Below are 10,451 nucleotides of genomic sequence, written 5' to 3' on the forward strand. Positions count from 1 at the left end.
AGCCTGCTCACCGTGATCCATACGCTTGGTGGCACGCCCGAAATCGTCAGGACGATCGCGGTGCCTTGGACCGTCGCGACCAGCTATGCGGCGCTCTACAATGTCTCGCTCTGGCGCAGCAGGAAGGCCTGAACCGTGGCAGAGGACGACAATCGACGCCCGCTCGCGAGCCGGGATTCGGGCTGGGCCCGCTCGATCGCGCGCAGGCTGAGCGCGGCCGCGATCACGCCGAACCAGATCTCGATGGCGAGCATGGTGATGGCGGCCTTTGCCGGCGCCGGCTTCTGGCTTGCGGGCCTGGCGGATGCCGGGCTGCGCGCAGCCCTGCTCCTGGCGGCTGCGCTGTTCTGCCAGCTCAGGCTGCTCTGCAACCTCTTCGACGGAATGGTGGCGATCGAAGGCGGCAAGCAGGCACCCGACGGACCGTTCTGGAACGAGTTCCCGGATCGCGTCGCCGATATCCTCATTCTCGTCGGCGCCGGCTACGGGGCCGGGATCCCGGCCCTGGGCTGGGCGGCGGCCGCCCTCGCGGTGCTGACCGCCTACACGCGCGAGCTCGGTCGCGCCTGCGGGCTGCCGGCCGATTTCTCGGGCCCGATGGCCAAGCAGCACCGTATGGCGGTGATCACCGCAGCGGCCGTCTTGTCCCTGTTGGAGCCGCTTTGGCGCGGCCATAACGAGGTCATGGTTGTCGCCCTGTGGCTCATCGCGGCTGGGGCCGCCGTGACCACGCTGCGGCGGGCCGCAAATGTGGTCCGGGCGTTGCGCGCGCGCTGAGCGAGCTCACGATCTCGCTCGACGCCGCCCCCGACATTCCCCGACGACCGAAGCGGGACGATACCGGCTGGCAAGGCCCACAGGTGCATCGTCTCAATTACAATAGAGGTACCTTCAGTCGCCGGGCCGCCCGCAGCTATTTCGGAAGCAGCGGGCACTTGCTCTGGGAGAGCGGCCAGACGGTTTCTTCCGGCGCAATCGTTCGCACGATCTCGAAATAATCCCACGGCCCCTTGGAATCCGCCGGCTTCTTGACACGGGCGAGATACATCTCGCGCAGCACGCGGCCATCTGCGCGGATCGTCGCCCCCTTCGTGAAAGCGTCGTTGATCGGCATCGCCTTCATCGCGGCGGCGACCTTGTCGGGATCGTCGGTGCCGGCCTCCTTGATGGCCTTGAGATAATGCCGGACGGAGCCGTAGACGCCGGCATGCAGCATCGAGGGCATCATCCCGGTCCGCTCCATGAACTGCTTCGACCAGGCGCGCGAGGCGTCATCGATGTCCCAGTAGGACGCCGTGGTCAGATAGGTGCCCTGCGTCGCCTTCAGCCCCAGGCTGTGGACGTCCTGCAGGAAAAAGATCAATGCCGCGAGAGACTGGCCTTGCTCGGCCAGACCGAACTCGCCGGCCTGCTTGATGGCATTGACCGTGTCGTTGCCGGCGTTGGCGATGCCGATCACCTTCGCGCCGGAGGCCTGGGCCCGGAGCAGGAACGAGGAGAAATCGGCATTGTTCAGGGGATGACGAACCGCGCCGAGCACCTTGCCGCCATTGGCCTCGACCACGTCGGTCGCGTCCTTCTGCAGTTGATGACCGAAGGCGTAGTCGGAGGCCAGCATGAACCAGGTGTTGCCCCCGGCCTTGACGACCGCCGACGCAGTGCCGCGCGAGACGGCATAGGTGTCATAGGTCCAGTGGAATCCGTAAGGCGAGCACTGCTCGTTGGTCAGCGCCGTCGTCCCGGCACCCGAATACATCACGATGCGCTTCTTCTCCCGTGCCAGCGATTGCACCGCCAGCGCCACCGCCGAGTTCGGCACGTCGACGATCGCATCGACCTTGTCGATGTCGAACCACTGCCGCGCCACCGTGGTGCCGACATCCGCCTTGTGCTGATGGTCGGCCGTGACGATCTGGATCGGCTTGCCGAGCACGGTTCCGCCGAACTCCTTGACCGCCATCTCGGCCGCGACGACCGAGCCTTTGCCGGTGATATCGGCCGTCACTCCGGCCATGTCGGTCAGGACGCCGATCTTGACGACATCGTCGCTCACCTGCGCCTCGGCGGCGGTCGTGCAGGCGAATGCGGTCAGGGCTCCGGCCAGTAGCAGCGTCTTCATGAGTGTCCTCCCAGGACTGGTCCGCTTGCTGCGGTTCGCTTGAAACAGGGGGTCAGAGTTCCCGGCCGGCCAGCCAGAGGAGCAGCCGGTCCGCGATGGCGTCGCTGTTGTCTTCGATCATCGGCATGTGGCCGTTGCCGGAGATGCCCTCGTCCGGCAGCCACAGGAACTCCGCCCCCAGATAGCGGGCGGTCGCCTCGTCGATCGCGCGCGGATGGCGTGGATCGTGATCACCGGTGACGATCAGGATCGGCGTCCGAGCCAGCGCGGCCGGGTCCGCGATCTGCAAGCCGCGCCCGCCGATGTTGAAGCGCTCGTTGAACAGCCGCGCGCTCTCCGGGACAATCGAGAGCCGATACTGCTCGAAGGCCTGACGCGGAAAGCGCGGAGCGTTGGCCCAGAAGCTCCGCATGAACGCCTCGCCGACCACGACCGGCCTGTCCTCGGGCAGCATCACAGGGCAGCCCAGGCTGACATCGTCCCTGAGCTTCGCAATCGCTTCCGGGTCGTCGGGCAGCACGGGGAGGATGTTGGCCGGCGCGCCCGGCGCAACGCCGATCACGGCGGCGACCGCGCCAGAGGCCCGCTCCGCGATCCACCACGCCATCGGCCCGCTGGCGGAGTGGACCAGGAGGACGGCCGGCCCCACCATCTCCACAAGGGCGAGAATGGATTGCGCGATCTCGCGGGTCGACAGGGTCGCCAGATTCCCGCACGCCGGCGAGCGGCCGTGGCCGGGCCAGTCCACCACGAAAACGTCGCGCCTCGCTGCCGCGAAGCGGGTCGCCCAGCCCTGGCGCCCGTCCGGCGTCGCGAGATAGCACTGGCCGGTGTGACAGCCGCCATGGACCATGACGACGGGCAAGCGCCTGGGCCCGGCTATCGCGGCGATATGGTCGACATRGATCGGCAGCGATCCGGTTGCAGCGAAGAATGCTCGCCCGAACGACACGCCTGTCGCGGCGGGGCGAGCGCTGGCGGGAACCGGGATATCCATGCGATCCTCCCCCGGGACTGGGCGGCATCGCCAAGTCCTCTCATTGCCCGGAATGCTACGACTGCGATGTCATGACAGCAACAAAAAAGTCTCATATGAGACGAAATTCAGAAGCGACGGACCTGGAAGCGACGGACCTGGAAGCGACGGACCTGGACGTGGCCGGAGTGGGTCGCGAAGAGGGCCTGCGCGCGATGCTCGGAGGCACCGAGATACCAACGGCCTACAGGATCGGTTACATCCTGAACTTCTACCGCGAGCCGTCATTCCGGCGGATCGAGGCCGAATTCGGCCTGACRCGCCCCGAGATCGTGATCCTGCTGGCGCTGCATTCCCGCGAAGGCATCACCGCTGCCGAGTTCTGCGAATTCTCGGGTCATCTCAAGGCGGGCGTCAGCCGTGCGGCCATCGCGCTGGAGAAGAAGGGGCTGATCCGACGTCTGACCGATGAAGCCGACAGCCGACGTCAGCGGCTCTTCCTGACCGATCCCGGCCGAGCCCTGTATCAGCGCTACATTCCGGCGTTGAAACTTCGCGAGGCGGCGATGCTGTCCTGCCTGTCCAAACCAGAACGAAGACAACTCGATCAGCTGCTCGACAAGCTCGCCGCCCATGTGCCGGACTGGGGTTCGCTTTCGGAGCTATAGCGTCTCCCGTTACCGCCAGCTTTTGCGGGTCGGACAAGCGGCGTTGGCAGCCTATGTACTGGCCATCATGTATATAGCCGGCGCCACCTGGTTTCGATCAAGGCCCGGCCGTCATCGTTCCGCGTCGAGGGGGAGGCAGGATGAAACTCTATACCTATTGGCGGTCCACCTCGTCATACCGCGTTCGCATTGCGCTCGCGCTCAAGGGGCTGGAGGTCACGCCGCGCTTCGTTCATCTCGTCCGGAACGGCGGAGAGCAACATGGCGCGAGCTATCGCGCGCTCAACCCGCAAGGCCGGTTGCCGGCACTGGAACTCGACGACGGCACCATCCTGACCCAATCGCCCGCCATCATCGAATATCTTGAGGAGATCTGTCCGGCTCCGGCTCTCCTCCCGCGCGACCCGGTCATGCGTGCCAAGGTCCGGGCCGTCGCGGCGATCATCGGCTGTGATATTCATCCCCTCCACAACGTCGCACCGCTATCCTATCTCAGGCAGAATCTTGGGCAGGCCGAACCGGAGGTTGCGGCCTGGATCGCCACCTGGATCGGACAGGGGCTCGGCGCCGTCGAGGCGCTGATTGGCGACGAGGGTTATTGCTTCGGCCCCCTGCCCGGCCTGGCGGATATCTACCTGCTGCCCCAGCTCTACGCAGCGCGGCGTTTCCAGGTGCCGATCGACCATTGCACGCGCATCCTGCGGGTCGAGCGATTGTGCAACGAGCACCCTGCCTTCAGGAGTGCCCACCCGTCGATGCAGGGCGATGCCGAGTAGCTGGCCCGACATATCGTCAAGGCGCCAGTTCCGCCCTGCGCCAGATGCGGAGGATGCGCTCAGGGATACAAACGGAAACACTCCAGCAACATCCGTTCGGCACTGGGGCCACAAACGCGACCTATCCGGCAGGCTCACGCAACGTCGGAGCGCCTATGCCGGATATCCCTTCACCCTTGCGGCCGGGCTCGTCGCTGAGGCGCGCCCTGGGGGTCCTCGCCGCAGCAGCCATGTGGATCAGCGTGGTGCTCTTGCGCATCTTCGGGGCCGACACCGCCGACACTGCCTCGGCCTGCAGCCGCATGGTCTATCGCGATCCGGTGACGGGGCGGGAGCAAGCCATCGGAGCCGTCCGGATCGCTGCGGACGGCACGATCCGATGCCGCGATCTCGCCTATCGGCCTTAGATCATCGGTCCGGATATCGTATCCGGTCCGATGATCTAACCAACTGTGATTGCATCGGCTTTGCCCCGAAAACCGCAATCCACTTTTCCGGCCGATGCTTCGGCCCTGCCGATGCTTTAGCCATGATGACGGCTGCAGGGGACCTAAGCCTCCGATATGCTCGCATCGCTTGAAACCTGGAAACCTGACGTGAGCGCATCGGCGCATATCCTGATCGTCGAGGACGATCGCGAGATCAGCACGCTGGTCGCGCGCTACCTCGCGCAGAACGGCATGCGGACCTCGACCGCGCGCGACGGGCGCGAGATGGACCGGATTCTGCGGGACGGCAGGTTCGACCTGATCGTGCTCGATCTCAATCTGCCCGGCGAGGACGGGTTCTCGATCTGCCGGCGGCTATGCCTGACGACGCAGCTGCCGATCATCATGCTCACCGCCCGCAGCGAGGATATCGACAGGATCATCGGCCTCGAAATGGGGGCCGACGATTATCTCGGCAAACCGTTCAACCCGCGCGAGCTCCTGGCCCGCATCCGGGCGGTGCTGCGACGACGGGGCGGCGGACAGGCCGATCCCGACGAGCTTCCCGGCTCGTTTGCCTTCGCGGGCTGGACGCTGAACGCCAATAACCGCGAGCTGACCAATCCCGACAATGTCCGAGTCGCTGTCACCGGCGCCGAGTTCGATCTGCTGCGGGTGTTCTGCGAGCGGCCCGGGCGCGTGCTCGCGCGCGATGCCCTGCTCGATCTGACGCAGGGGCGCCCCGCCACCCCGTTCGAGCGCAGCATCGATATCCTGATCAGCCGCCTGCGCCAGAAGATCGAGCGCGAGCCGCGCGAGCCCGAGCTGATCAAGACGATCCGCTCGGGCGGATATCTCTTCACGCCCGCCGTCGCCCGGCAATGATCCGCCCGTTTCGCCTGCCCGCGCGGATCGGCAGCCAGATCGCGCTGCTCGTGATCGGCGTCATCGGCCTGCTCTATCTCGTTCTCTCCGTCACCCTGGTCTGGCAGGCGCCCCGCGGCAGACCGGGGCCGCCAGCCTATGAGAGCGTGGCGACGATCGCGAAGCTGCTGGCCCGGACGCCGCCTGAGCTGCGCCAGATGGTCGTCGAGACCGCGAACACGGCCGACCGGCGCTACCGGTTCACGCTATCGGCCAAGGACCCCGCCCCCTTGCCAGCGCAGCCGCATCCCTTCGCCGCGGAGGGCATGGCGCAGCGCCTGGGCGAGGGTTTTGCGGTGCAGCCGAACCCGGTGCCTGACGGGGACAGGCCGCCGCAAGGCTATGCGATCCGGCTTCCCGACGGCACGGGCCTCGATGTCGAGATCGCGCCCGGTGGAATGGGGACACCGCCACCGCGCCCCATCTCCATTCTGGTGGTCGCCACGATCATCGTGCTCGGGCTCAATATCGGCGCGCTGACGCTCTGGGCCTCGCGCGGCATCACGGCGCCGCTCGCGCGCTTCGCCTCGGCTGCCGAGGAGTTTTCGATCGACCGCGATCCCTCGCCGCTGCCCGAGGAGGGCCCCCTCGAAGTCCGCACCGCCGCGCGCGCCCTCAACCGCTTGAGGGACCGTATCCATGCGCTGTTTGCCGACCGCACGCGCATGCTGGCGGCGATCAGCCACGACCTGCGGACGCCGATCACGCGCATGCGCCTGCGCGTCGAGTTCATCGAGGACGCTGTCCTGCGCGCTCAGTTCACCCGCGATCTGGAGCATATGGGCACCATGGTGCAGGGCGCGCTGTCCTATCTGCGCGATGTCGACCGGCGCCAGAAGCGCGGTGCCGTCGACCTTTCGAGCCTGCTCCAGACCGTCGCGGACGAGTTCAGCGATATCGGCAAATCGACGCGCTACGAGGGGCCGCGACGGCTCGTCGCGACGGGCGATGCCCAGCAGCTGGAGCGCGCCGTGACCAATCTCGTCGAGAACGCGGTGCGCCATGGCACGCAGGTGATCATCCGCCTTCGCGACGAACCCGACGCCCTCCTGATCGAGGTGGCCGACGATGGCCCCGGTATTCCGGAAGCCGATCGATTGCGCCTGCTCGAACCCTTCATGCGCGGCGACGAAGCCCGCGGGCGGATCGATTCAGAAGGGTTTGGCCTCGGCCTCGCCATCACCCGGTCGATCGCGGCCGCCCATGATGGCGAGCTCAGCCTGCACGACAACCAGCCGCGCGGCCTCTTGGCCCGGATCAGCCYGCCGCGCCATGCCGCTGCGGCCTCGACGAGCGCCTGAGCGCTTACACCTTTGMCCGGCCGTGCCGCGACTATCCCGTGGAACCGAACGGGACAGTCATGGCTGCAGCGCGACGTGCCGTTTCATGAGCGCTGCTCGAGCGGCCACACCTCAACGACACCATGGGCCACGGCGCAGGGCGTTCGTGAAACCATAGCGATGGCCTCGGCCAGATCGGCGGCTTCGATGATGGCAAACCCCGCCACCGGCAATGACGACGTCATGAATGGGCCATTGGCCGTTTCAACCTGGGCAGCGTCGGGATTGCGCACCTGCACGGGAGCGCCCGCGATACCCATCAACACTCCGCCCTTCCGCAGCGTCGCATCATGGGCGTGGGCGGCGTCTCGAACGGCCACCGGGGTACGGTCGTAGCCCTCACGGTCTCCATACCCGATCGTCACGAATGTCGGCACGGGTCGCCTCCTCCAACGGGCCAAAGCATCGGCCGCAAGAGCGGATTGCGGATCTCGGGGGAAAGCCGATGCAAGCAGGAAGGGTTGGATCACCGGACGCGATACGATGTCCGGTCCGCTGGTCTAGCGGAGCTTGGCGATCCCGATGCCATCCTGTTTCGCGCGGTCCTTGATGGATTCTTCGCTGCGCGTCATCGCCTTCGAAATCGCCTTCAGGGCCATGCCCTTCCTGGCGAGCAGCTTCAGCTTCTCCAGTTCCTCATGGGTCCAGGGTTGGCGATGCCGTTCAAATCTCTCGGCCACGATCTGCTCCTGCTTCGCCGGGACATCTCCCGTATTCGCGCCCACTATAGCAGTGATGGCGAGGAATTTGGCCCCACGTGTCGATGGAAGCCGAGCCCATCCGGCCGCTCGGCGTTAGAAGTTGGGTCTCCGCCCGAAAGCAGACCTCTGCGCCGCCGCGCGTCACTGCCGGAAGCGACCCATCTGAAACATTCGCGATGTCTGCTTCCGAGCACGCCGGCACACTGTATGGCTGCGCGGGCGACTAGACGCATGGGGTTCTGCAATGGCTGCTTTTCTGGGAGGCGTGATAGCTGAGGGTTCGTCCGTCCTCGTTGCTGAATCGCCGCGGGGCGCGACAATGCCGCAAGGTCAGAAAGCAGGTGCATCACGATCTTAAATCGCTAAACTGCACAGGTTGCGTCGCGGGCTAATGGCGACGGCCTATGCCTACCGTGAGAGCCTATGATCTCCTGCCTACGCCGCGCCCTGCGCGAGACGACATCCTTCACCGCCCCATCCGTGCTCGCAACCGGCGTCATCGCTGCGGGGCTGTGGCATAAAATGATGCCTTCGAGGAGCCGTGACGTCGCCGCCAATACGCTATCGCGTTGGCGGGGTGCGCTGGTGGACACAACGATGGTGAGCGGTCTGGCGCTCGCCGTCGCTGCCACGCCTGTGATGGCCCCCGGCACGGCGCATGCGGCGGACTGGCTGGGCAGCAGCGGAAACTTCAACCTCGGTTCGAACTGGGCTGGCGGTACCGTGCCTACGGATACGGCGACCTTCACGAACAGCCCGACGGCAGAGCGAAATGTCACCGCGTCCGGCGGTTCGCTCACGCTGCTCGAGTACAACAACAACGCGCTCGCCTACACGCTGTCGACAGCCCCCGGCTCGGCTCTGTATGTCACCAACGTCACCAATAATTCGACCTTCGAGCAGACGCTGTTTGCAGGAGCGGCGGGCGGGTTCATCATCTCGGGCACGGTTACCGGCCCGATGGCGCTCATTGCGGATTCAGACGGCGCGATGCAGTTCGGCGCCGGGAGCTCGGCGGCGGGCTCGCGATTTATTGGCCAGGGCGGATTTCTGAATTTGGCCATGGGCGCCGGTGATACGCTGTCGATCGGTTCGATCGAAGGCACCGGGATCATACGACCCGGGGGGGCGGCACCAACTCTGTCGGTTGGCGGCCTGAATTCGGACACCGCCTATGCCGGCGTGATCCAGGGTCCGGTCAGCCTCACCAAGGTAGGTACCGGCGGCCTGACCCTGTCCGGTGCGAACATCTATACGGGTTTGACGACGGTTTCGGCGGGCACGCTCACGGTCTCMAACGCCAGTGGCCTCGGCGCGGTTTCCGGCGGAACGACGGTCGCCTCGGGTGCGACGCTCGCCTTGACGGGCGGTATCACCGTCGGCGCCGAGGCTCTGACGCTTTCGGGGACTGGCGTGTCGGGGGGCGGCGCTCTCACCAGCTTGAATTCTGGCGCGAACGCCTTCCAGGGCGCGATCTCCCTTGCGGCATCCAGCAGCATCAATGTCCAGAACCTGAGCTCGCTGAATCTTTCGGGCGGCATCACTGGATCCAACACGGATCTGACGCTTGGCGGCTCCAGCAACAATGGCGGCACCATCCGTGGCGTGATCGCCATCGGCTCCGGCTCGATCACGAAGTCCGGCTCCCAATGGACCCTGGCAGGCGCCAACACCTATTCCGGCCTCACTACCGTGAATTCGGGCAGCCTGTTCGTGACAAACAGTCTCGGTCTCGGCTCGACGGCGAACGGAACGGTGGTGGCATCGGGCGCGTCCCTTATACTCGGCGGCAGCGTCAACATCGTCGGGGAGGCGCTCACGCTCTCGGGCAGCGGCACAGGTGGTTTCGGCGCCCTGCAAGCGGGCGGTGGTACCAACACCTATGGCGGAGACATCACTCTCGCCGCGGACAGCCAGATCAACGCCGGCCTTTTGACCTTTCCCAGTACGTTGACCGTCTCCGGCGGCATTACCGGCTCGGGCCAAAACCTGACCCTCGCCGGCCCGGGGACAGGGACCGCATCCGGGGTGATCGCCACGGGGACAGGCGGGCTGACGAAGATAGATGCAGGCACCTGGACGCTCACCGGCGCCAACACCTATACCGGCGCAACCACGATCAACGGGGGCACGCTGATCGTGAACGGCTCGCTGGCTTCGTCCWGCGTGAGCGTCGGCAGCGGCACGACGCTTGGCGGTTCGGGTTCGATCGCGGGAGCGGTGACGGTCGCCTCCGGCGGAACGCTGTCGGCCGGCAACAGCCCGGGCACGCTCACGGTAGGATCGCTGGCGCTGAATGCCGGCTCGAACACCGTGTTCGAACTCGGCACCCCTGGAGTCGCGGGCGGCGCGACCAACGACCACATCATCATCAACGGCAGCGGGGCGGCCGGCAACCTGACGCTCGGCGGCACRCTCACGGCCAATGTCGCTTCGGCCGGCTATTATCGCCTGTTCGACGTCACCGGCGGCGGCACGATCAGCGGCAGCTTCTCGTCGCTTGCCCTGACCGCGCCCAG

At 66.2% G+C, this 10,451-nt stretch carries 11 protein-coding genes; 7 read left to right on the forward strand and 4 right to left on the reverse strand.

The window, feature by feature from the left end; genetic code table 11:
- Positions 1-135: 135 nt before the first annotated feature.
- Positions 136-777 carry a CDP-alcohol phosphatidyltransferase family protein gene (locus tag AC1D34_RS27310; protein WP_476825890.1) on the forward strand — a complete coding sequence of 214 codons (642 nt, stop codon included), beginning with the start codon at positions 136-138 and terminating at the stop codon, positions 775-777.
- A gap of 136 nt (positions 778-913) precedes the next feature.
- Here AC1D34_RS27310 and AC1D34_RS27315 read toward each other — a convergent pair whose 3' ends face one another.
- Both AC1D34_RS27315 and AC1D34_RS27320 read right to left on the reverse strand, forming a co-directional pair.
- Entirely contained in the window at positions 914-2,119 is a 1,206-nt protein-coding gene (locus AC1D34_RS27315) for an ABC transporter substrate-binding protein (RefSeq protein ID WP_476825891.1), read from the reverse strand.
- Positions 2,120-2,171: 52 nt separating this feature from the next.
- Positions 2,172-2,972, reverse strand: coding sequence for an alpha/beta fold hydrolase (locus AC1D34_RS27320; RefSeq protein WP_476825892.1), 801 nt, complete (start codon positions 2,970-2,972; stop codon positions 2,172-2,174).
- Positions 2,973-3,052: 80 nt separating this feature from the next.
- Between AC1D34_RS27320 and AC1D34_RS27325 the strand changes: the two genes are divergently transcribed.
- The 5 genes from AC1D34_RS27325 to AC1D34_RS27345 all read left to right on the forward strand — a co-directional run bounded on the left by AC1D34_RS27325 (position 3,053) and on the right by AC1D34_RS27345 (position 7,192).
- Positions 3,053-3,763 carry a MarR family winged helix-turn-helix transcriptional regulator gene (locus tag AC1D34_RS27325; protein ID WP_476825893.1) on the forward strand — a complete coding sequence of 237 codons (711 nt, stop codon included), beginning with the start codon at positions 3,053-3,055 and terminating at the stop codon, positions 3,761-3,763.
- 140 nt (positions 3,764-3,903) lie between these two features.
- On the forward strand, positions 3,904-4,539 hold the full coding sequence (gene maiA / locus AC1D34_RS27330) for a maleylacetoacetate isomerase (protein ID WP_476825894.1): 636 nt from the start codon (positions 3,904-3,906) through the stop codon (positions 4,537-4,539).
- Between the two features lie 155 nt (positions 4,540-4,694).
- On the forward strand, positions 4,695-4,946 hold the full coding sequence (locus AC1D34_RS27335; protein WP_441492809.1) for a hypothetical protein: 252 nt from the start codon (positions 4,695-4,697) through the stop codon (positions 4,944-4,946).
- Between the two features lie 189 nt (positions 4,947-5,135).
- Positions 5,136-5,852: a response regulator gene (locus tag AC1D34_RS27340; RefSeq protein ID WP_465248504.1), complete on the forward strand. Its 717-nt coding sequence runs from the start codon at positions 5,136-5,138 to the stop codon at positions 5,850-5,852.
- Positions 5,849-7,192 carry an ATP-binding protein gene (locus AC1D34_RS27345; protein WP_476825895.1) on the forward strand — a complete coding sequence of 448 codons (1,344 nt, stop codon included), beginning with the start codon at positions 5,849-5,851 and terminating at the stop codon, positions 7,190-7,192. Before AC1D34_RS27340 ends, AC1D34_RS27345 begins: the two co-directional genes overlap by 4 nt.
- An 83-nt stretch (positions 7,193-7,275) precedes the next feature.
- On the opposite strand, the gene AC1D34_RS27350 is transcribed toward AC1D34_RS27345, so the two are convergent.
- Together AC1D34_RS27350 and AC1D34_RS27355 are read right to left on the reverse strand one after the other, a co-directional pair.
- Positions 7,276-7,608, reverse strand: coding sequence for a YciI family protein (locus AC1D34_RS27350; RefSeq protein ID WP_441492806.1), 333 nt, complete (start codon positions 7,606-7,608; stop codon positions 7,276-7,278).
- Positions 7,609-7,731: 123 nt separating this feature from the next.
- On the reverse strand, positions 7,732-7,911 hold the full coding sequence (locus tag AC1D34_RS27355; protein ID WP_441492805.1) for a hypothetical protein: 180 nt from the start codon (positions 7,909-7,911) through the stop codon (positions 7,732-7,734).
- A 618-nt stretch (positions 7,912-8,529) separates the two neighbouring features.
- Here AC1D34_RS27355 and AC1D34_RS27360 point away from each other — a divergent pair.
- On the forward strand, positions 8,530-10,451 hold a 1,922-nt coding region (locus AC1D34_RS27360), incomplete at its 3' end, for a beta strand repeat-containing protein (RefSeq protein WP_476825896.1).

The sequence above is a fragment of the Allobosea sp. P1_A7 genome, from assembly GCF_056406775.1.